This is a genomic window from Paenibacillus sp. W4I10 (assembly GCF_030816325.1).
Lineage (GTDB): Bacteria > Bacillota > Bacilli > Paenibacillales > Paenibacillaceae > Paenibacillus > Paenibacillus amylolyticus_B.
This window is the reverse complement of the sequence record NZ_JAUSXX010000001.1, coordinates 5,989,864-6,011,545: the sequence shown is the minus strand read 5'-3', so window position 1 is coordinate 6,011,545 and position 21,682 is coordinate 5,989,864. Positions and strand designations below refer to the sequence as shown.

Here is a 21,682-nt window from a genome sequence, read left to right as displayed (position 1 = left end):
GATCCTCCCTTCAAACGTAGCTATTATGCATCCGCAGATGCCTCACGAAGTTATGCACAATGTGTATTACTTCGTGCGGCGGCGAATGATGTATTTATCAGAAGCTTTATTTTTCTTACGCGTTTTGTAACCAAGAGTAGGTTTACCCCATGGTGACATTGGCGATTTACGTCCGATTGGAGCACGACCTTCACCACCACCGTGTGGGTGATCGTTAGGGTTCATTACTACACCACGAACCTCAGGACGTTTACCCAACCAACGGCTACGACCGGCTTTACCGATTTTGATGAGCTCGTGGTCTTGGTTACCAACAGATCCGATTGTCGCGCGGCAAACTTTCAAAATACGACGAACTTCTCCGGAAGAGAGACGAACGGAAACGTATTTTTCTTCTTTACCAAGCAATTGAGCTTCTGTACCAGCAGCACGAACCAATTGTCCGCCTTTACCTGGTTTCAACTCGATGTTGTGGATAACGGTACCTACTGGAATGTTTTCGAGTGGCAGTGCGTTACCGATTTTGATATCTGATTCAGGTCCGGAGAATACTTGATCTCCAACTTTCAAACCTTTAGGAGCGATGATATAACGTTTTTCACCATCAGCATAGTGAATCAGAGCGATGTTGGATGTACGGTTCGGGTCATACTCAATCGTAGCAACGCGGCCCGGTATTCCATCTTTAGTACGTTTGAAGTCAATGATACGGTATTTACGTTTGTGTCCACCACCATGGTGACGAACTGTAATTTTACCTTGGTTGTTGCGGCCTGCTTGTTTGCTCAACGGGGCCAACAACGATTTCTCCGGCTGATTTGTGGTGATTTCCTCAAATGTAGAAACGGACATGTTCCGTCTTGCCGGGGATGTTGGTTTATACTTTTTGATTGGCACTGGGTTTCCCTCCTTACTTCAAAAATTCAATTATACAGTTTCAAAGAACTCAAGCGTTTTGCTGTCTTTTGTCAGCGTTACAAACGCTTTTTTCCATTCGCTAGTATATCCGGAATAACGTCCGTACCGTTTCGGCTTAGCTGGAACACGAAGCGTGTTCACGTTTTTCACTTTTACATTGAAAATAGCTTCTACTGCCTTTTTGATCTCGGTTTTGTTTGCACGGATATCGACTTCAAATACATATTTCAAGTCGTTCATCATGTCAGCAGTACGTTCCGTAATAATCGGACGTTTTACAATATCACGAGGATCCTTCATTACGCGAGCACCTCCTCTACCTTCTGAACTGCTTCTTTCGTAATGATCAATTTGTCGTGCGAAAGCACGTCAAGAACATTAATGCCGTCAGCAGCTACGAATTTCACGCCTGGAATATTCCGTGCGGAAAGAGCTACATTATCATCATAGCTAGGAGCTACGATCAAAGCTTTACGTCCCACTTTGAGGTTACTCAAGATGGCTGCGAATTCTTTAGTTTTAGGTGTGCTCAATGTGAGAGCGTCCAAAACGATAATGTCATTGTCAAGCACTTTGGATGAAAGGGCTGATTTGATCGCCAAGCGGCGAACTTTCTTAGGCAGTTTGTACGCATAGCTCCGTGGTGTTGGACCAAATACGATACCGCCGCCTTTCCATTGTGGTGAACGAATTGAACCTTGACGAGCGCGACCTGTACCTTTTTGTTTCCAAGGCTTACGTCCACCGCCACGTACTTCAGAACGTCCTTTTACTTTGTGGGTACCTTGACGAAGGGAAGCGCGTTGCATAAGAACTGCATCGTACAGAACGTGTTGGTTCGGCTCAATTCCGAAAACCGCATCGTTCAATTCAACTTCGCCTACCTGGCTACCATCTACATTGTAAACTGATACTTTTGGCATTTTGTGTTCCTCCTTTCTTCAGTGGTTATTTTTTCACCGTTTCTTTAACTTTAATGAGACTGTTTTTCGGTCCAGGAATGGAACCTTTCACGAGCAACACGTTACGCTCAGCGTCCACTTTAACTACTTCAAGACGTTGGATTGTAACAGTATCATGTCCCATGTGTCCTGGCAGGCGTTTGCCTTTAGGAACGCGGTTAGCTTGGATCGAACCCATTGAACCAGGGCCACGGTGGTAACGCGAACCGTGTGACATAGGTCCAGTGCTTTGTCCCCAACGTTTGATAACGCCGGCAAAACCTTTACCTTTAGATACACCCGTTACGTCAACGAATTCGCCTTCAGCGAAAATGTCAGCTTTCAGTTCTTGGCCAACTTCATATTCTGCGATGTTGATACCGCGAACTTCACGAACGTAGCGCTTAGGGGCAGTGTTCGCTTTTTTAGCGTGACCTGCTTCTGGCTTGTTAGCATTTTTCTCTTTCTTATCGGAGTAACCGATTTGAATTGCTTCGTAGCCATCGTTCTCAATGTCTTTCTTTTGCAAAACAACACAAGGGCCTGCTTCGATAACCGTTACTGGAACTACGTTACCTTCAGGAGTAAATACTTGAGTCATTCCGAGTTTTTTTCCTAAGATTGCTTTCATGTTGACACCTCTTTTCCTCTATACATGGTCTTTGTTGTAGCTATATTACAATTTAATTTCGATATCTACACCGGACGGCAGATCCAAGCGCATCAAGGCATCCACAGTTTGTGGAGTCGGGTTAACGATGTCGATCAAACGTTTATGTGTACGTTGTTCGAATTGTTCCCGAGAATCCTTGTACTTGTGCACCGCACGAAGAATAGTAATGATTTGTTTTTCAGTAGGAAGCGGAATCGGACCGGATACACCAGCACCCGAACGTTTTGCTGTTTCAACAATTTTCTCCGCGGATTGATCAAGAATTCTGTGGTCGTAAGCTTTCAAACGAATACGAATTTTTTGCTTTGCCATTTTAGTCCCTCCTTCTATCGCCCAATTTTTTATCGGACATACTCCGTGAAAATTTTCTAGCCACTCTCCCATGGCAAAGGGGCCGGGTGTGCCAGTAACCTCTCACATCATCGCAACGTCACAGAACAACATTCATTATTATATAGAAAAGATAGGCGTATTGCAAGCATATTTAAGAAAAACATTTAAACTTATCTTTTCTGATGAAATGACTTCGTTTATTGCAGTGTTATTCTTCAATATCCAGGCTGCCTTGCCAATCCTTCTAAACTCGTAAATGATGTTCATTTCGTATGACGCAGGTTCCGAAACTTTAAACATAATAAAAGAGTTCTCTATCCGATGTCGGATAAAGAACTCTTCCGAAGCTTCGTTACAATACAATGTTACTCGTTCCAGTACACTGTTGCATATGCTTTATTCAGCGTTAAGCCGAATTATTTTTGGATAGATGCTACGGAACCGGCACCTACTGTACGTCCGCCTTCACGAATGGAGAATTTAGTTCCTTCTTCAATCGCGATTGGGGAGATCAGGGAAACAGTAACAGTGATGTTATCACCAGGCATTACCATTTCAGTACCTTCAGGCAAGTTGATGATGCCTGTTACGTCAGTTGTACGGAAGTAGAACTGTGGACGGTAACCAGTGAAGAATGGTTTGTGACGTCCGCCCTCTTCTTTAGTCAGAACGTAGATTTGAGCTGTGAATTCTGTGTGAGGCTTAACAGAACCCGGTTTAGCCAAAACTTGGCCACGCTCGATGTTGTTACGGTCAACACCACGAAGAAGTGCTCCGATGTTGTCACCAGCTTGAGCGGAATCCAGCAATTTGCGGAACATCTCAACGCCTGTTACAACAGATTTTTTAGTTTCTTCAGTGATACCAACGATTTCGATCTCTTCGCCGACTTTAACAGTACCACGCTCTACACGGCCAGTAGCAACAGTACCACGACCAGTGATGGAGAATACGTCCTCGACAGGCATCAAGAAAGGCTTGTCAGTTTGACGCTCAGGCAGTGGGATGTAAGTGTCGATCTCTTTGAACATCTCAACGATTTTTTGAGCCCATTCGCCATCTGGGTTTGCCAGTGCTTCACGAGCGGATCCACGAGTGATTGGAGTATCGTCACCTGGGAACTCATATTCGTTAAGAAGGTCGCGAACTTCCATCTCAACCAATTCCAACAACTCTTCGTCTTCAACCATGTCACATTTGTTCAAGAATACAACAATGTAAGGTACGCCTACTTGACGGGAGAGCAAGATGTGCTCACGAGTTTGTGGCATTGGACCGTCAGCTGCGGATACTACCAAGATAGCTCCGTCCATTTGTGCCGCGCCAGTGATCATGTTTTTAACATAGTCGGCGTGACCTGGGCAGTCTACGTGAGCGTAGTGACGAGTGTCAGTTTCGTACTCAACGTGTGCTGTGGAGATAGTGATACCGCGCTCGCGCTCTTCTGGCGCTTTGTCGATTTGGTCGAATGCTACAGCAGCACCACCGTAAGTTTTGGACAATACAGTTGTGATTGCAGCAGTCAGAGTTGTTTTACCGTGATCGACGTGACCGATAGTACCGATGTTAACGTGGGGTTTATTACGTTCGTATTTAGCCTTTGCCATTTGAACGTGGCCTCCTTAAAATTATAATTTTATGTTTTCACTGAATGAAGTGCTCCGAATTGAATTCTTATGCACTTGCATCCAGTGTGAGAAAACTACTCGGTGCCTTTTGTTTTGGCAACGATTTCTTCAGCGATGCTCTTAGGAACTTCTTCATAGTGAGAGAGTTCCATGGAGAATACGCCGCGTCCTTGAGTACCGGAACGAAGAGTTGTAGAGTAACCAAACATTTCAGACAGAGGTACCTTAGCACGGATGATTTGAGCTCCACTACGGGAATCCATACCTTCGATGCGGCCACGACGGGAGTTCAACATACCCATTACGTCACCCATGTACTCTTCTGGAACAGTTACTTCTACTTTCATGATAGGCTCAAGCAGAACTGGTTTACACTTGTCTTTAGCCGCTTTAAGCGCCATAGATCCGGCAATTTTAAATGCCATCTCATTGGAATCGACATCATGGTAAGATCCGTCTACGATTGTAGCCTTAACGTCAACAAGCGGGAAGCCTGCAATAACGCCGTTTTTCATTTGCTCTTCAATCCCTGACAGTGCAGGTTGAATGTATTCTCTTGGTACGGAACCACCGACAACCTTACTTTCGAACTGGCTGCCTGTACCCGGCTCGAGAGGTTCGAATTCAACCCATACGTGACCGTATTGACCACGACCACCGGATTGACGTACGAATTTACCTTCAACGCGCGCTGGAGCACGGAATGTTTCACGGTAAGCTACTTGTGGTTTACCCACAGTAGTTTCAACCTTGAACTCACGACGCATACGGTCGATGATGATATCAAGGTGAAGCTCACCCATACCTGCCAAGATTGTTTGACCTGTTTCTTCGTCAGTATGAGCACGAAGAGTTGGATCCTCTTCAGTCAACTTACCGAGAGCAACACCCATTTTATCTTGGTCAGCTTTGGTTTTAGGTTCAACGGCGATTTCGATAACCGGATCAGGGAAGTTCATTGACTCCAGGATAACCGGATTTTTCTCATCACATAGTGTATCACCTGTACCCGTATCTTTCAAACCTACGGCAGCTGCAATATCACCGGAGTAAACTTCAGTGATCTCTTGACGGCTGTTCGCATGCATTTGAAGGATACGACCGATACGCTCACGTTTGTTTTTAGTGGCATTCAATACATATGAACCGGATTGAAGAACACCGGAGTATACGCGGAAGAATGTCAATTTACCTACGTAAGGGTCAGTCATGATTTTGAATGCCAATGCGGAGAATGGCTCTTCATCAGAGGACTTACGAACTGCTTCAGTTCCATCTTCAAGATGACCAGTAATTGATGGTACATCTGTTGGAGCTGGCAAGTAGTCGATAACAGCATCCAACATCAGTTGAACACCTTTGTTACGGTATGAGGATCCACAGATAACTGGGAAGATCTTAACATCTACAACACCTTTACGGAGTACGGATTTGATCTCATCAATTGTGATCTCTTCGCCTTCCAGGTATTTCATTGTCAAATCTTCGTCCAGTTCAGCAACGCGCTCAATCAACTCGTTGCGAAGTTCTTCAACTTGATCTGCAAATTCTGCAGGAATGTCGGTTTCTTCGATATCTTGACCAAGATCATCTTTGTACATATGAGCTCTTTGTGCAACGATATCGATGATACCTTTGAAATCATTTTCAGCGCCGATTGGAAGTTGAATCGCAACAGCGTTCGCTTGAAGGCGATCACGCATGTCAGATACAACGTTCAGGAAGTCAGCACCGATGATATCCATTTTGTTTACATATGCGATACGAGGTACGCCGTACTTGTCAGCCTGTCTCCATACGGTTTCGGACTGAGGCTCAACGCCTTCTTTCGCACTGAATACACCAACTGCTCCGTCCAATACACGAAGGGAACGTTCAACTTCAACAGTGAAGTCAACGTGTCCCGGGGTATCAATAATATTAACGCGGTGGCCTTTCCAAGCAGCGGTAGTCGCAGCGGAAGTAATCGTAATTCCGCGCTCCTGTTCCTGTTCCATCCAGTCCATAGTCGCAGCGCCTTCGTGTACTTCACCGATTTTGTGCGTACGTCCTGTGTAGAACAAGATCCGCTCAGTTGTCGTGGTTTTACCCGCATCAATATGAGCCATGATCCCGATATTACGTGTATTTTTCAAGGAGAACTCTCTAGCCATGAAATGGGTCTCCCTTCAAAATTGAAGTTTTTTATTGTGAACTGAATCCTACCAACGGTAGTGAGCAAACGCTTTGTTCGCTTCAGCCATTTTGTGCGTATCTTCACGTTTTTTAACGGAAGCGCCTGTGTTGTTGGAAGCGTCGATGATCTCAGCCGCCAAACGCTCTTCCATTGTTTTCTCACCGCGGTTGCGGGAGTAGTTCACGAGCCAACGTAGTCCCAGAGCAGTACGTCTCTCTGGTTTTACCTCGATTGGTACTTGGTAGTTGGCACCGCCGACACGGCGAGCTTTAACTTCCAGGACTGGCATGATATTCTTGATTGCTGCTTCAAATACTTCCATCGGGTCATTACCCGTACGTTCTTGAATCAACTTGAACGCATTATACAGAATGCTTTGAGCAACACCGCGTTTTCCGTCGAGCATGATGCGATTGATCAAACGAGTAACCAACTTGCTGTTGTATACCGGATCTGGCAACACGTCTCTTTTCGTAACTGGACCTTTGCGTGGCATGGATATCCCCCTTTCTTTCTTGTTCAGCAGACCCTGTACCTTCCAGACCTAAGCCAGAAGGCTTTCAGGTTCTCTGCTTATAATGGTTTAGGCTTTTTTAGCTTTTGGACGTTTTGCACCGTATTTCGAACGAGCTTGCATACGGTTGTTTACGCCTGCAGTATCGAGAGCTCCACGAACGATGTGATAACGAACTCCTGCAAGGTCTTTAACTTTACCTCCGCGGATCAATACCACACTGTGCTCTTGAAGGTTATGTCCGATTCCCGGGATATAAGCAGTTACCTCGAGACGGTTCGTCAAACGAACACGAGCATACTTACGAAGTGCAGAGTTTGGTTTACGTGGAGTCATTGTACCTACACGAGTGCAGACACCACGTTTTTGTGGGGCACTGATGTTAGTAGATTCACGTTTCAAAGCGTTGAATCCTTTTTGCAAAGCTGGAGATTTTGACTTCTCAACTTTTGCTTGACGTCCTTTACGAACCAGTTGATTAATAGTTGGCATGTGATTGCCACCCCCTTCCTCAAATATTCATGTTTCTTTATAAACCTCTTTTCGCTAAGTCCACAGACCCAGGCGGTTCATAAAAAGACAAATGAAAAGTTTTTGCCTTAGAGAATCCCTAAAAGTTCTCGGACAAAAACGTTCCTTACACTATCATTTTACGACAGCAGCCATAGCTGCTCCCACTCCAATCCCGCAAGCTTTGCCGAGATTTTTCATTGTATCCACTTTCGTGTACTTCACATTGTGTTGTTCACACAAAGCAATGATTTTGGAAGTGAGCTGCGGATCACTATCTTCTGCGACATAGACTTCAGAAGCCATACCTGTCTGCACCATCCGCATGGTCTGTTTGGTACCTATTTTGACATGAGCATCTTGCAAGGCTTTTTCATTAGACATTGTGCATTCCTCCGAATAGAACCATGTACAATCAGCTGCCCACGCACCTTTGATATATTAGCATCTAGCGCAAGCATTGTCAATGCTAATCCTAAAACATTTTTTAAAAGTTTACGCACATCAGGATTCGTCCGCCTGCATTATACAAGCGTCCGCCCCCTGACGTACAAAACTTTCATTCCCCTCTAAATGAGGAGGGATCTATTTAATCAACCGAAACTGGCTCAAGTTCTTCTACTGAAGATTGGCCATCTTCTGGCTCAGCAAATTTGATGCTGCGGTAACGGTGCATACCTGTACCTGCAGGAATCAATTTACCGATGATTACATTTTCCTTCAGACCGAGCAACTGATCGACTTTACCTTTGATCGCTGCATCTGTCAGTACACGTGTAGTTTCTTGGAACGAAGCCGCCGAGAGGAAGGAGTCTGTTTCCAGGGATGCTTTCGTAATACCAAGCAGGATTGGTTTAGCAACCGCTGGCTCTTTATCACTAAGAATCGCAATTTTGTTAGCTCTTTCGTACTCATGCGTATCTACGAACGATCCTGGCAACAGCGTTGTATCACCTGCATCTACGATGCGGATTTTACGCAGCATTTGACGGATCATAACTTCAACGTGCTTGTCATTGATTTCTACGCCTTGGTTACGGTATACGCGCTGTACTTCCTGCAAAATGTAGTTTTGTACGCCACGTACGCCTTTAATGCGCAGCATTTCTTTCGGATCGATGGAACCGTCTGTCAACTCGTCACCCGCTTCAATTTCCATGCCTTCGCTTACGCGCACACGGGAACCGTAGGTAACAGAGTATACTTTGGACTCCGCTTCACCTTGAATTTCGATTTCACGACGATCTTTCGCTTCGCGAATCTCTTTAACCACACCATCAATCTCACTGATCGTTGCTTGACCCTTAGGATTACGAGCTTCAAACAACTCTTGGATACGCGGCAAACCTTGCGTAATATCGTCTCCGGCTACACCGCCGGTGTGGAACGTACGCATTGTAAGCTGTGTTCCTGGCTCACCAATGGATTGTGCTGCAATAATACCAACTGCTTCACCAATCTCCACGTGTTTACCTGTCGCAAGGTTACGACCATAACACTTCTTGCAGACACCGTGACTTGCACGGCAGCTGAGTACGGAGCGGATTTGCAATTTGGTGATTCCCGCTTTGATGATCGCTTCTGCTTTATCGGAGTCAATCAATTCATTGCGACCTGCAATGATTTCTTTTGTTTCCGGATGACGAACTGTCTCGAAGCAGTATCTGCCTTCAATACGGTCGTAGAGATCTTCGATAACCTCTTTACCATCCTGGATACGACTTACCGTAAAGCCTTTATCTGTACCACAATCATCATCACGCACGATTACGTCTTGGGCTACGTCTACGAGACGACGAGTCAGGTAACCTGAATCGGCTGTACGCAGGGCTGTATCCGCCAAACCTTTACGCGCTCCGTGAGTGGAGATAAAGTACTCGAGTACCGTCAGACCTTCACGGAAGTTCGATTTGATTGGGAGTTCGATAATTCGACCGGATGGGTTGGCCATCAGACCACGCATACCGCCCAATTGGGTGATTTGCGATTTGTTACCCCGTGCTTTGGAGTCTACCATCATCATGATCGAGTTGTAACGATCCATGGACTTCATCAGAATCTCAGTGATGTCATCTTTGGATTTTGACCAGATATCAATGATACGGTCATAGCGCTCTTCATTCGTAATCAGACCACGACGGTATTGATTCGTAACGATTTGTGCTTTTTCCTCAGACTGTCTAAGAATTTCAAACTTCTCAGGCGGAACGATAACATCAGATACCGCAACCGTAATACCGGCACGTGTAGAGTATGTGAATCCAAGTTGTTTGATTTTATCCAAAATAACGGCTGTTTCCGTTGTGTGATAAATTTCAAAACAACGTGCAATGATGGAGCCGAGGTATTCTTTACCGACACCGCCAGCCAGAGGAGCATTCATAATAGCTTCTCTGAGATCAGCACCTTTTTCATATACAAATGAGTGATCTGCAGTACCTTGGTATAGGTTAGCACGAGTCGCATCATTGATATAAGGGAAGCTTGCCGGGAAAATTTCATTGAAGATAATTTTACCGATAGTTGTCAGCAACATTCCTTCTTGCTGTTCTTCCGTGAAGCTTGTTTTACCAAGCGCCTTAACCGGAATAGCTACACGCGCATGCAGACCAGCAGTACCACGTTGGTATGCTGATACAGCTTCGTTAACTGTACGCAAGATCATACCTGTTCCCTTTTCTTCCTTGTTGTCCATAGTGAGGTAATAAGAACCAAGCACCATATCCTGGGAAGGAGTAACAACCGGTTTACCGTCTTTCGGGTTCAAAATGTTACCAGATGCAAGCATCAGGATGCGTGCTTCCGCTTGAGCTTCAGCTGACAACGGAACGTGCACGGCCATTTGGTCACCGTCAAAGTCGGCATTGTATGCCGTACATACGAGCGGGTGAAGACGAATTGCTTTACCTTCAACGAGAATCGGCTCAAATGCTTGAATACCGAGTCTGTGAAGCGTAGGGGCACGGTTCAACAGAACCGGATGCTCCTTGATTACTTCTTCAAGAACATCCCATACTTCAGGACTTACACGCTCAACTTTACGTTTCGCGCTCTTGATGTTGTGGGCAAGCCCTTTATTTACAAGCTCTTTCATAACAAAAGGCTTGAACAATTCAAGTGCCATATCTTTTGGCAGACCACACTGATACATTTTCAGGTAAGGTCCAACAACGATAACGGAACGACCAGAATAGTCAACCCGTTTACCGAGCAAGTTCTGACGGAAACGTCCTTGTTTACCTTTCAGCATGTGGCTGAGAGATTTCAATGGACGGTTACCAGGACCCGTTACCGGGCGTCCACGACGACCATTATCGATCAATGCGTCAACAGCTTCCTGCAACATCCGTTTTTCATTTTGCACGATAATATCTGGCGCGCCCAGATCAAGCAGACGTTTCAGACGGTTGTTCCGGTTGATTACACGGCGATACAAGTCATTCAGGTCAGACGTTGCAAAACGTCCACCATCCAACTGTACCATTGGACGAAGTTCCGGTGGGATAACAGGAAGCACATCCATGATCATCCACTCTGGTTTGTTGCCGGAGTTACGGAATGCTTCGATAACTTCCAGACGTTTGATTGCACGATTACGACGTTGTCCTTGCGCAGTCCGGAGCTCTTCTTTCAGGAACTCGAGCTCTTTGTCTATGTCAAGGTCTTGAAGCAATTTTTTAACCGCTTCTGCGCCCATGCCAGCCTGGAAACCATAGCCGTATTTTTCACGGTAGCTGCGGTATTCCTTCTCGGACAACAGCTGTTTTTTCTCCAGTGGAGTTTCTCCTGGATCAGTTACAACATATGATGCAAAATAAATAATCTCTTCAAGAGATCTTGGAGACATATCCAGAGCAAGACCCATACGGCTCGGAATACCTTTGAAGTACCAGATATGCGATACCGGAGCAGCGAGCTCAATATGGCCCATCCGTTCGCGGCGTACTTTCGCACGTGTTACTTCAACGCCACAACGATCACAGACAACGCCTTTATAACGGACGCGTTTGTATTTACCGCAATGACATTCCCAGTCTTTTGTAGGGCCAAAAATCTTTTCGCAGAACAGCCCTTCTTTTTCCGGTTTCAACGTACGATAGTTGATCGTTTCCGGTTTTTTCACTTCTCCGCGGGACCAAGAACGAATTTTCTCTGGGGAAGCAAGCCCGATCTTCATGTATTCGAAATTGTTGACGTCCAACAAGGAGCAACCCTCCTTAACCAATTCCTGTATTCTAGGTTACGCCCACTCCGGCCGAAGCCGGAGCAAGACGCGAGCCTGATGAAAAACGCCGGTCATCATGCGCTCGAAGCGGTTTATTCCGCTCCGACCTCTGTACCCTCAAGGTTGAGGCTGAGCTTATCGCTCGCAGCGTCATCTTCATCGTCCATTTCTCTCATTTCAATCTCTTGCTCATCTTCGCTCAAAATCTTAACGTCCATACCCAAGCTTTGCAGCTCTTTGATCAATACTTTAAATGATTCAGGAACGCCTGGTTCCGGAACATTCTCACCTTTGACGATGGATTCATACGTTTTAACCCGACCAACAACATCATCGGATTTAACAGTCAAGATTTCTTGCAGTGTATAAGCTGCACCGTAAGCCTCAAGCGCCCATACTTCCATCTCCCCGAAACGCTGTCCACCAAATTGGGCTTTACCACCCAATGGCTGTTGCGTAACAAGTGAGTAAGGACCCGTGGAACGGGCATGGATTTTATCATCAACCATATGTGCCAATTTGATCATGTGCATGACACCTACGGTAACTTCACGTTCAAACTCTTCACCTGTACGACCATCATACAGGACAGTTTTACCATTACGTTGCATACCTGCTTCTTCCATCGTATCGAAGACGTCATACTCCTTCGCTCCGTCGAATACAGGAGTTGCTACGTGAATACCCAGTTGCATCGCGGCCATACCCAAGTGAACCTCGAGCACTTGACCGATGTTCATCCGGGAAGGTACGCCCAGTGGGTTAAGAACGATCTGAACCGGTGTACCGTCTGGCAGGAAAGGCATATCTTCTTCCGGCAAGATGCGGGCCACGACCCCTTTGTTACCGTGACGTCCGGCCATTTTATCACCCTCGGAAATTTTCCGTTTTTGAGCGATATATACACGAACGAGCTGGTTAACACCTGGAGGCAGCTCATCACCGTTTTCACGGGTAAATACTTTCACGTCTACTACGATACCGTCAGTACCATGTGGTACACGCAAGGAAGTATCACGTACTTCACGTGCTTTCTCACCAAAGATCGCATGCAAGAGACGTTCTTCTGCTGTCAGCTCTGTTACACCCTTAGGTGTTACTTTACCAACCAGAATGTCGCCAGCACTAATCTCAGCACCGATGCGGATAATACCGCGCTCATCCAAGTTACGCAACGCTTCTTCCCCAACGTTAGGGATGTCACGTGTGATCTCTTCAGGTCCGAGCTTGGTATCACGCGCTTCTGACTCATACTCCTCGATATGGATGGATGTGTATACATCTTCCTTAACGAGTTTTTCACTGAGCAAGATCGCATCCTCGTAGTTGTAACCTTCCCAAGTCATGAAGGCAACAACAACGTTACGTCCCAGAGCCAATTCACCCATTTCCGTTGAAGGACCATCAGCGAGGATATCGCCAGCTTTGACAGCAGCACCTCTTTTGACAATCGGACGCTGGTTAATGCATGTTCCTTGGTTCGAACGCATAAATTTGTGTAATTTATATTTAACGATATCGCCTTTAACTTCCTGACCGTCCACTTCTTCAACACGCCGGAGCCAAATTTCGTTCGCAGAAGAACGTTCAATAATTCCGTCATAATCGGAGACAATACATACACCAGAGTCTTTTGCAGCTTTGTGCTCCATACCTGTTCCTACAAGTGGTGCTTTAGGAATCAAGAGTGGAACTGCCTGCCGCTGCATGTTGGATCCCATGAGTGCACGGTTGGAGTCATCGTTCTCAAGGAACGGGATAAGCGCTGTAGCGACGGATACAACCTGTTTAGGAGATACGTCCATGTAGTCAACTCGCTCACTCGGCATCGTAAGGATGTTATCCGACTGTTTGTTGTAACGTACAATGATCGCTTCTTCTTCAAAAGTACCGTCTTCGTTCAACTTCGCATTCGCTTGCGCGATGACATAGTTGTCCTCTTCGTCCGCTGTCAGGTAATCAATTTGCTCAGTTACAATACCTGTCTTCGGATCAACCCAACGATATGGAGCTTCAATGAAGCCATATTCATTCACACGGGCGAACGTAGACAAGGAGTTGATCAAACCGATGTTTGGTCCCTCTGGAGTCTCGATTGGACACATACGGCCATAGTGGGATGGATGGACGTCACGCACTTCCATACCTGCGCGCTCACGCGTCAAACCACCGGGTCCGAGTGCGGACAAACGACGTTTATGTGTCAACTCACCCAGCGGGTTCGTTTGATCCATAAACTGTGACAACTGAGAGCTACCAAAGAACTCTTTAATCGATGCAATAACAGGACGTATGTTAATCAAAGCCTGTGGTGTAATTACGTTAGCATCCTGAATGGACATTCTCTCACGAACTACACGCTCCATACGGGACAAACCGATACGGAACTGGTTCTGCAGAAGTTCACCCACCGAACGCAAACGACGGTTACCCAGATGATCGATATCATCCGTGCTACCAATTCCCTGCAGAAGGTTAAGGAAATAACTGATGGACGAAATGATATCCGCCGGTGTCACGTTTTTAACGGACTTGTCAATGTTTGCATTGGCAATCAGTTTGACCACTTTACCATCTTCAGTTGGTGAGAACACATCAATCGTTTGCATAGGGATATCATTGGCATCCAAAACGCCGTTACCCACGTGATACGTGCGGAATCCAACGCTCTTCTCCAGATACGGCATGATTTCATCCAACAAACGACGATCAACCATTTGACCTGCTTCAGCAATGATTTCACCTGTCTCAGCGTCAACAAGTGACTCAGCCAAGCGCTGGTTAAACAAACGGTTTTTGATGTGAAGTTTTTTATTCATTTTGTAACGACCTACATTAGCCAGGTCATAACGTTTTGGATCAAAGAAACGTGCTACGAGCAAGCTTTTCGCATTATCCAGCGTTGGAGGCTCGCCCGGACGAAGACGCTCATAGATCTCAATGAGTGCTTTCTCCGTAGAATCCGTGTTGTCTTTGTCCAGTGTGTTGCGGATATATTCGTCATTACCGAGCAGATCCAGAATCTCAGCATCTGTGCCAAAACCAAGTGAACGCAGGAGAACCGTAACCGGTATTTTACGTGTACGGTCGATCCGGACGTAAACAACATCCTTCGCGTCCATCTCCAGTTCCAACCAAGCGCCGCGGTTAGGAATAACTGTAGCGGTATACGTTTTTTTGGCGTTTTTATCTACTTTGGTACTGAAGTAAACGCTAGGAGAGCGAACCAACTGGCTGACAATAACCCGTTCCGCACCATTAATAATAAATGTGCCCGTGTTGGTCATCAGCGGGAAATCTCCCATGAATACTTCCTGCTCTTTGACTTCGCCGGTTTCCTTATTAATGAGCCGGACTTTGACCCGAAGCGGTGCTGCATAAGTAACGTCACGCTCTTTCGCGTCGTCTACTGTATACTTCGGTTCACCGAGACTGTAATCGATAAATTCCAAAATCAAGTTACCTGTAAAATCCTGGATCGGCGAGATATCCTGGAACATTTCGCGCAACCCTTCCTCCAAAAACCAATCATAGGATTTTTGTTGGATTTCAATCAGGTTTGGAACTTCGAGTATCTCGTTAATTCGTGCATAACTGCGCCGAGTGCGTCGACCATATTGAACAAGATGTCCTGCCAACTTAAACTCACCCCTCAATGTCTACTCACTTTAAAAATTTCGTTGCGAACCTCTGTTTGTAACCTTATAATGGTACACATACAGAGCAAAGCAATGCATCCACAAATAAAGAAAAGCCCTTACTCGAAATGTCGTTCGAAAAAAGAGCAACTTTGATCGGCGGATGTCTTTCCAAATCATTCTTATCCCCAGTTTGCCCAAAATGTACATATTATACGCCAAAGGTAGGCATAATAAGCCCGTTCGGCGTAAAAAAAGGTTGACATTTTTAGTTAGCTAAAGCCAAGTAGGGCATCTTAATACTGACATTTTACAATAATACCACGGCCTGAATTTCAAGTCAATAGTCCTATTGCAAAAAAAATGATCCCCTGCTTACTTTACAAACTCGGATTCAGCTTTTAGTAGATACCTCTTCCGATTTCATCGCTTTGAAAATCCGATAGCCTTTATCCTTCGTCACTTCTTCCACTCTTCCAAACAAAGATTCCAATTTTGCTTTCGCTGACGGGGCCCCTTGTTTCTTCTGAATGACAATCCACAACGAACCGCCTACCTTCAGATGGCGATGTGCCTGTTCGAAAATAGTATGAACCGTCTCTTTCCCAGCCCGTATAGGCGGATTGGTTAGGATAACGTCAAAATCTTGCTTTTTTACTTCAGCCAGTAGATTACTTTGTAATACCGTAACATTGTTAATTCCGTTCGCTTTTGCATTCTCCCTGGAAAGTTCAACGGCTCTCTCGTTGATATCGATCATGGTGACATGCCCATCCGGTACAAGCTTGGCTGCTGTAAGACCCATTGGCCCGTATCCACAGCCCACATCGAGAACATGAGCCCCTGATGGCAACTCTATCGCATCAATCAATACTCTGCTGCCATAATCGATTCCGTTTTTGGAAAACACACCGGCGTCCGTCACGAATCGCAGACTGAATCCGCGAAGAACCGCTTCAGTTGCTCTGCGATCATGCGCTACTTGCGGTTTGTCCGAATAATAATGATTGGACATGCCCTCACTCACTTTCCATTTACAATTACAGCAACAAACCCCTTGATATAAGTCAAGGGGTTTGTTGTTTTGTTCATCTAGCTTATAAAAGCTAAATTATTTAACTTCGATTGTAGCGCCAGCTTCTTCAAGCTTAGCTTTAACCGCTTCTGCTTCTTCTTTAGCAACTTTTTCTTTCAATGCTTTTGGAGCGTTGTCAACCAGTTCTTTTGCTTCTTTCAGGCCAAGACCTGTGATTTCGCGAACTGCTTTGATAACGTTGATTTTGGAAGCACCAGCGTTAGTCAAGATTACGTCGAACTCGGATTGCTCAGCTTCAGCAGAAGCTACTGCACCTGCAGCAGCTACTGGAGCTGCAGCAGTTACGCCGAATTCTTCTTCGATTGCTTTAACAAGATCGTTCAATTCCAGTACAGTCATGCCTTTGATTGCTTCCAAGATTTGCTCTTTACTCATGAGTGAACCTCCATATATAATATTATTTTTTTTAATTCATTTGCCGCCTAAGCAGCATTCAGATCAAGTTGCTTACGCGCCTTGTTCTTCTTTTTCTGCAACTGCTTTAACCGCAAGCGCGAAGTTGCGCACTGGCGCTTGAAGCACGCTGAGGAGCATGGAGAGGAGTCCATCGCGGGATGGCAGTTCTGCCAATGCCTTAACTTCTTCTACTCCGATTACGCGACCTTCTACGACTGCACCTTTCAATTCCAGTGCATCGTTCTTTTTCGCGAAGTCGTTCAGAATTTTAGCTGGAGCCACAACGTCATCTACGCTGAATGCAATTGCAGTAGGACCTGTAAGAACACTATCGAGTTCTGTCAGTTCTGCTGCTGCAGCTGCACGGCGAAGCAACGAGTTTTTCAGCACTTGGAATTCGATCCCTGCTTCACGAAGTTGCTTACGCAACTCAGTTACTTGGGCAACGTTCAATCCGCGATAGTCAACAACAACAGTTGTAACGCTCTCGCGCAATTTTGCTGTTACTGCATCAACGGACTCTTGTTTTGCTTGAATCACTTTTGCGTTTGCCAATCTGTACACCTCCTGATCAAATTTATCCCATTAAGAAAAGCCTCCGTAGAATCACGAAGGCTTGATATATACTCATCATCGATTTGCATCGTTCTAAGTTCTATAATCACACCTCGGCAGGAAATTAAGCCAAATGGCACCTACTGTCTACGGCAAGCATATTCAAATGTCAACGGTCAGTCACTCGGACTCACAACTTTTATATCTTATCAAAAACAGGACAAGCCTGTCAAGAGATATTATCTAAAAGCTGCTGCGTTCACGCGTGCGCCAGGGCCCATCGTGGAAGAAAGACTAACATTCTTCAGATAAACACCTTTTGCTGCCGCTGGTTTAGCACGATTCAGAGCTTCCATGAGAGCTTTGAAGTTCTCATTAAGTTGCTCAGAAGAGAAAGAAGCTTTACCAATCGGTGCATGAATTTGACCTGCACGATCCAGACGATATTCGATTTTACCGGCTTTAATTTCTTGAACAGCCTTAGTTACATCGAAAGTTACCGTTCCGGCTTTAGGGTTAGGCATCAGACCTTTACCGCCGAGCAGTCGGCCCAATTTACCTACTTCACTCATCATATCTGGTGTCGCTACGCAGACGTCGAATTCGAACCAGCCTTGTTGGATTTTGTTGATCATGTCTGCATCACCAACATAGTCCGCGCCAGCCGCTTCCGCTTCTTTCGCTTTGTCACCTTTTGCAAATACCAATACGCGTTGTGTTTTACCTGTGCCGTGTGGCAAGACAACAACACCACGTACAGCCTGGTCTTGCTTACGAGGGTCTACACCCAAACGAACTGCTGCTTCGATTGTTTCATCGAATTTTGCAGTAGCTGCCTTTTTCACAAGCTCTACAGCTTCTGAAGGCTCGTAAGTTGCTTCGCTGTCAATCAGCTTAGCAGCTTCCAGGTATTTTTTACCGTGTTTAGCCATGTTTTATTCCTCCTTTGTGGTGTTAGCGGATATACCTCCCACATCAACCGGTCGCGAATCGACCGGTTTTACGAAGCCATGTTTCTTATGAAAATTAGTCTTCGATGGTGATACCCATGCTGCGGGCAGTACCTTCGACCATACGCATAGCGGACTCAACGTCTGCTGCATTCAGGTCAGGCATTTTTGTTTCTGCGATTTGACGTACCGCATCACGTTTAACAGTAGCAACTTTTTTCTTGTTCGGTTCGCCGGATCCTTTTTCAACTTTAGCTGCCACTTTCAACAGAACTGCTGCTGGTGGAGTTTTAGTGATGAAAGTAAAGGAACGGTCCTCGAATACAGAAATTTCAACTGGAATAATCAATCCCGCTTGATCAGCTGTACGAGCGTTGAATTCTTTACAGAATGCCATGATGTTGACACCTGCTTGACCCAAAGCCGGACCTACTGGTGGTGCTGGGTTTGCTTTACCTGCTGGAATCTGCAGTTTTACCATTTTAATAACTTTTTTCGCCATGATTGACACCTCCTTGCAAAATAGTGGTTAACGGGTTTTTTTCAACCCTCCCACAAGAAACTTGAAGAGACTATATCTTCTCCACTTGCGTGTATTCCAACTCAAGCGGCGTTTCCCGTCCAAACATGTTCACGTGCACTTTCAACTTGCTTTTGTCTACCAAAATTTCTTCCACGGAGCCTACGAAATTCGCAAAAGGGCCGACTTTAATACGTACGGATTCCTTAATATCGAACTCAATTTTCGGCTTAGGTTCAACCATACCCATGTGCTTCAGAATTTGTTCCACTTCTTCAGGCAACAATGCAGTTGGTTTGGACCCAGAACCTGTCGAACCGACAAATCCTGTAACACCTGGTGTGTTGCGAACAACATACCAAGAATCATCCGTCTGTACCATTTCCACCAAGACATAACCAGGGTAAACTTTACGCATAACGGTTTTTTTCTTACCGTCCTTGTTTACCACTTCTTCTTCCATAGGAACAAGAACGCGGAATATCTTGTCTTCCATGCCCATAGACTCTACGCGTTTTTCCAAATTGGCTTTGACCTTGTTCTCATACCCTGAATAGGTATGAACGACGTACCATCTTTTTTCCATATCAAGCCACCGGAACCCTTCTTAAATAATCGCTTCGATCACAAAGGAGATGCCAATGTCAATGACCCAAAAAAACAGCGTCATAACCACAACAGTACCAAGTACGATCAATGTGTAGTTGGTCAGCTCTTTACGATTAGGCCAGCGAACTTTTTTAAGTTCAGCCCAGCTTTCTGAGAAAAAGGAAATCAGAGATTTGAAACTTCGTTTCACGCCGACACCTCCAAAAACTATCTGGTTTCGCGATGAGAAGTCTGCTCGTTACAAAACTTGCAAAATTTCTTCATCTCCATGCGGTCGGGGTGATTACGCTTGTTTTTTGTCGTAGTGTAATTTCTTTGTTTGCAGTTTGTACAAGCCAAAGTAATAATTACCCGCATGATGTACACCTCCCGAAGACTTCCACATTCAAGCAGAGTCTCTAAATTGATCCTGAAAAAAAGCCATAAATTTAGGCCTACCTAAAACACTTTATCACAAGGGTATAACCATGTCAATGAAAGAATAGCCTTTCATTCATTGGGTATTACTTCCGTACAACGTACATTCGTTTCTCATCTCTGTTTTTCTCTTCTCCTGCATGGACCGAGCGATTACTAGTATGAACATTCTTAGATTTTATAAACTTGAGACACTAAAAAAAGACTCAAACACCGAGCCTTTTCCGTCAACGACAACATGTGTTTAATTATCTCGAACTTCCAGGTACTTTTCAAGTTTGCGCTTGACGCGCTGAAGTGCATTATCAATGGACTTCACATGTCTGTCCAAATCTACTGCAATCTCTTGATAAGATCTCCCGTCCAGATACAACATCAATACTTTACGTTCCAGATCACTCAGAATCTCGGACATTTTATCTTCCAGGCCCACAAACTCTTCCTGATTGATGATAAGTTCTTCCGGATCACTGACCTGGGTTCCACAAATCACATCGAGTAACGTACGATCAGACTCTTCGTCATAAATAGGCTTGTCCAGAGATACATAAGAATTAAGCGGAATATGCTTCTGACGTGTTGCTGTCTTAATCGCCGTGATGATCTGTCTTGTAATACACAGTTCGGCAAAAGCCTTGAACGAAGCCAGCTTGTCCCCTTTGAAATCTCGAATGGATTTGTAGAGGCCAATCATTCCTTCTTGAATAATATCTTCCCGGTCTGCCCCAATCAGAAAATAAGATCTTGCCTTGGCGCGTACAAAGTTACGATATTTGTTAATTAGAAACTCTAACGCTTCGCTTTCGCCTTCACGGAAAGCTTCGACAATGTCTTCGTCACTTTGGTAATCATACTTGGATAACATGATATCTTTGAGGTCGACACTCACAGACAATCCCTCCGGCTGCAACGCAAGGTACCCCGTTACTCTACTCTATGAAATATAGGATCAGTATATATGATGGTACCTCACACCGTCAACCACGCTCTGCCTAAAAAAGAACATCAATAACATAAATGTCAAGAGTTTCAATATTCTAAATTTTGTAAAAACGTGCTGTTATTCCCGGCGCCATCGCTCAAACTCTTTCAATACATCGGGACTTAACTTACCCCCGAGTGTGTTACGCGTGGTCTTCGCCTGATCTTCTTCCAGTCGTTTTTTTAATTCTTTTTCGTTCTGCTCAACTTCAATTAGCAACTCCCTCGCAGATACACGTAGCGCTCCCTGTCCAAATATAACATGTTGCTCTACCATATCGCTCGTAGCCACATAAATTTGGCGTCTTCGCATGCTTAGTTCCCGAACGAGTCTCTCAATGCATTCGTCTGCCGTCTCTTTTTCCTTTGTAAAATAGATCTGCACTTTGCTCTGAGTAAAGGATTTACCGAGTCCAGGCACGAGGTAGGCGTCAAACACAACAATGACTCGCCGGCCGGAGAAAGCCTGGTAATCTGCAAGACGAAAGAGAAGCCTGTTGCGCGCCTCTTCCAGCCCACTTTCCGCCAGTTTGGTTAATTCCGGCCAGTCACCAATCATGTTGTACCCGTCTACAAGAAGCACATCACGGGAATCAGCCATA

At 45.3% G+C, this 21,682-nt stretch carries 22 protein-coding genes and 1 other annotated feature; all 22 genes read right to left on the bottom strand.

Features of this window, described 5'->3' with window-relative positions; genetic code table 11:
• Nucleotides 1–66: 66 nt before the first annotated feature.
• The 22 genes from rplB to QF049_RS26800 all read right to left on the bottom strand — a co-directional run bounded on the left by rplB (nt 67) and on the right by QF049_RS26800 (nt 21,681).
• Entirely contained in the window at nt 67–897 is an 831-nt protein-coding gene (gene rplB, locus QF049_RS26905) for a 50S ribosomal protein L2 (protein ID WP_017692078.1), read from the bottom strand.
• A 30-nt stretch (nt 898–927) separates the two neighbouring features.
• Nucleotides 928–1,218, bottom strand: coding sequence for a 50S ribosomal protein L23 (rplW, locus tag QF049_RS26900; protein ID WP_017692077.1), 291 nt, complete (start codon nt 1,216–1,218; stop codon nt 928–930).
• Entirely contained in the window at nt 1,218–1,841 is a 624-nt protein-coding gene (gene rplD, locus QF049_RS26895) for a 50S ribosomal protein L4 (RefSeq protein ID WP_017692076.1), read from the bottom strand. Before rplD ends, rplW begins: the two co-directional genes overlap by 1 nt.
• 25 nt (nt 1,842–1,866) lie before the next feature.
• Complete coding sequence (rplC, locus tag QF049_RS26890; protein WP_053779208.1) at nt 1,867–2,490, bottom strand: 50S ribosomal protein L3; 624 nt, start codon at nt 2,488–2,490, stop codon at nt 1,867–1,869.
• Between the two features lie 45 nt (nt 2,491–2,535).
• Nucleotides 2,536–2,844 carry a 30S ribosomal protein S10 gene (gene rpsJ / locus QF049_RS26885; RefSeq protein ID WP_017692074.1) on the bottom strand — a complete coding sequence of 103 codons (309 nt, stop codon included), beginning with the start codon at nt 2,842–2,844 and terminating at the stop codon, nt 2,536–2,538.
• 437 nt (nt 2,845–3,281) lie between these two features.
• Nucleotides 3,282–4,472 (bottom strand): elongation factor Tu, encoded by a 1,191-nt coding sequence (gene tuf, locus QF049_RS26880; RefSeq protein WP_062836181.1) that lies wholly within the window; start codon nt 4,470–4,472, stop codon nt 3,282–3,284.
• Between the two features lie 95 nt (nt 4,473–4,567).
• On the bottom strand, nt 4,568–6,646 hold the full coding sequence (fusA, locus tag QF049_RS26875; protein ID WP_124118838.1) for an elongation factor G: 2,079 nt from the start codon (nt 6,644–6,646) through the stop codon (nt 4,568–4,570).
• Between the two features lie 48 nt (nt 6,647–6,694).
• Nucleotides 6,695–7,165, bottom strand: coding sequence for a 30S ribosomal protein S7 (gene rpsG / locus QF049_RS26870; RefSeq protein ID WP_018753997.1), 471 nt, complete (start codon nt 7,163–7,165; stop codon nt 6,695–6,697).
• Between the two features lie 87 nt (nt 7,166–7,252).
• On the bottom strand, nt 7,253–7,675 hold the full coding sequence (gene rpsL / locus QF049_RS26865; RefSeq protein WP_017692070.1) for a 30S ribosomal protein S12: 423 nt from the start codon (nt 7,673–7,675) through the stop codon (nt 7,253–7,255).
• A gap of 153 nt (nt 7,676–7,828) precedes the next feature.
• Nucleotides 7,829–8,077 (bottom strand): ribosomal L7Ae/L30e/S12e/Gadd45 family protein, encoded by a 249-nt coding sequence (locus tag QF049_RS26860; RefSeq protein WP_047841123.1) that lies wholly within the window; start codon nt 8,075–8,077, stop codon nt 7,829–7,831.
• A gap of 205 nt (nt 8,078–8,282) precedes the next feature.
• Complete coding sequence (rpoC, locus tag QF049_RS26855) at nt 8,283–11,897, bottom strand: DNA-directed RNA polymerase subunit beta' (protein ID WP_091039166.1); 3,615 nt, start codon at nt 11,895–11,897, stop codon at nt 8,283–8,285.
• A 113-nt stretch (nt 11,898–12,010) separates the two neighbouring features.
• A complete protein-coding gene (gene rpoB / locus QF049_RS26850) occupies nt 12,011–15,556 on the bottom strand; it encodes a DNA-directed RNA polymerase subunit beta (RefSeq protein ID WP_091039164.1) in 3,546 nt (1,181 codons plus the stop codon).
• A gap of 394 nt (nt 15,557–15,950) precedes the next feature.
• A complete protein-coding gene (locus QF049_RS26845; protein WP_307541913.1) occupies nt 15,951–16,571 on the bottom strand; it encodes a class I SAM-dependent methyltransferase in 621 nt (206 codons plus the stop codon).
• Nucleotides 16,572–16,667: 96 nt separating this feature from the next.
• The gene (rplL, locus tag QF049_RS26840; RefSeq protein ID WP_062836176.1) at nt 16,668–17,027 is read right to left on the bottom strand and encodes a 50S ribosomal protein L7/L12; all 360 of its coding nucleotides are present in this window, start codon (nt 17,025–17,027) and stop codon (nt 16,668–16,670) included.
• Between the two features lie 72 nt (nt 17,028–17,099).
• The gene (rplJ, locus tag QF049_RS26835) at nt 17,100–17,603 is read right to left on the bottom strand and encodes a 50S ribosomal protein L10 (RefSeq protein ID WP_017692064.1); all 504 of its coding nucleotides are present in this window, start codon (nt 17,601–17,603) and stop codon (nt 17,100–17,102) included.
• Between the two features lie 24 nt (nt 17,604–17,627).
• Nucleotides 17,628–17,774: a sequence feature (ribosomal protein L10 leader region), on the bottom strand.
• A 68-nt stretch (nt 17,775–17,842) separates the two neighbouring features.
• On the bottom strand, nt 17,843–18,535 hold the full coding sequence (gene rplA, locus QF049_RS26830) for a 50S ribosomal protein L1 (protein WP_017692063.1): 693 nt from the start codon (nt 18,533–18,535) through the stop codon (nt 17,843–17,845).
• Nucleotides 18,536–18,629: 94 nt separating this feature from the next.
• A complete protein-coding gene (gene rplK / locus QF049_RS26825) occupies nt 18,630–19,055 on the bottom strand; it encodes a 50S ribosomal protein L11 (protein ID WP_017692062.1) in 426 nt (141 codons plus the stop codon).
• Between the two features lie 70 nt (nt 19,056–19,125).
• A complete protein-coding gene (gene nusG, locus QF049_RS26820) occupies nt 19,126–19,659 on the bottom strand; it encodes a transcription termination/antitermination protein NusG (RefSeq protein ID WP_024633599.1) in 534 nt (177 codons plus the stop codon).
• A gap of 21 nt (nt 19,660–19,680) precedes the next feature.
• A complete protein-coding gene (secE, locus tag QF049_RS26815; protein ID WP_017692060.1) occupies nt 19,681–19,872 on the bottom strand; it encodes a preprotein translocase subunit SecE in 192 nt (63 codons plus the stop codon).
• Nucleotides 19,873–19,889: 17 nt separating this feature from the next.
• A complete protein-coding gene (rpmG, locus tag QF049_RS26810; RefSeq protein ID WP_072735843.1) occupies nt 19,890–20,039 on the bottom strand; it encodes a 50S ribosomal protein L33 in 150 nt (49 codons plus the stop codon).
• 304 nt (nt 20,040–20,343) lie between these two features.
• A complete protein-coding gene (gene sigH, locus QF049_RS26805; RefSeq protein WP_017692059.1) occupies nt 20,344–20,988 on the bottom strand; it encodes an RNA polymerase sporulation sigma factor SigH in 645 nt (214 codons plus the stop codon).
• 171 nt (nt 20,989–21,159) lie between these two features.
• The gene (locus tag QF049_RS26800; protein WP_036607162.1) at nt 21,160–21,681 is read right to left on the bottom strand and encodes an NYN domain-containing protein; all 522 of its coding nucleotides are present in this window, start codon (nt 21,679–21,681) and stop codon (nt 21,160–21,162) included.
• Nucleotide 21,682: the final 1 nt, after the last annotated feature.

Coding starts and splice junctions, on each gene's coding strand:
- rplK (WP_017692062.1), bottom strand. CDS start 19,055: ATGGCGAAAAAAGTTATTAAAATGGTAAAACTGCAGATTCCAGCAGGT.
- QF049_RS26845 (WP_307541913.1), bottom strand. CDS start 16,571: ATGTCCAATCATTATTATTCGGACAAACCGCAAGTAGCGCATGATCGC.
- QF049_RS26860 (WP_047841123.1), bottom strand. CDS start 8,077: ATGTCTAATGAAAAAGCCTTGCAAGATGCTCATGTCAAAATAGGTACC.
- tuf (WP_062836181.1), bottom strand. CDS start 4,472: ATGGCAAAGGCTAAATACGAACGTAATAAACCCCACGTTAACATCGGT.
- rplC (WP_053779208.1), bottom strand. CDS start 2,490: ATGAAAGCAATCTTAGGAAAAAAACTCGGAATGACTCAAGTATTTACT.
- rplA (WP_017692063.1), bottom strand. CDS start 18,535: ATGGCTAAACACGGTAAAAAATACCTGGAAGCTGCTAAGCTGATTGAC.
- QF049_RS26800 (WP_036607162.1), bottom strand. CDS start 21,681: ATGGCTGATTCCCGTGATGTGCTTCTTGTAGACGGGTACAACATGATT.
- rpsG (WP_018753997.1), bottom strand. CDS start 7,165: ATGCCACGCAAAGGTCCAGTTACGAAAAGAGACGTGTTGCCAGATCCG.
- nusG (WP_024633599.1), bottom strand. CDS start 19,659: ATGGAAAAAAGATGGTACGTCGTTCATACCTATTCAGGGTATGAGAAC.
- rpsL (WP_017692070.1), bottom strand. CDS start 7,675: ATGCCAACTATTAATCAACTGGTTCGTAAAGGACGTCAAGCAAAAGTT.
- fusA (WP_124118838.1), bottom strand. CDS start 6,646: ATGGCTAGAGAGTTCTCCTTGAAAAATACACGTAATATCGGGATCATG.
- rpsJ (WP_017692074.1), bottom strand. CDS start 2,844: ATGGCAAAGCAAAAAATTCGTATTCGTTTGAAAGCTTACGACCACAGA.
- rplW (WP_017692077.1), bottom strand. CDS start 1,218: ATGAAGGATCCTCGTGATATTGTAAAACGTCCGATTATTACGGAACGT.
- rpmG (WP_072735843.1), bottom strand. CDS start 20,039: ATGCGGGTAATTATTACTTTGGCTTGTACAAACTGCAAACAAAGAAAT.
- rplL (WP_062836176.1), bottom strand. CDS start 17,027: ATGAGTAAAGAGCAAATCTTGGAAGCAATCAAAGGCATGACTGTACTG.
- rplD (WP_017692076.1), bottom strand. CDS start 1,841: ATGCCAAAAGTATCAGTTTACAATGTAGATGGTAGCCAGGTAGGCGAA.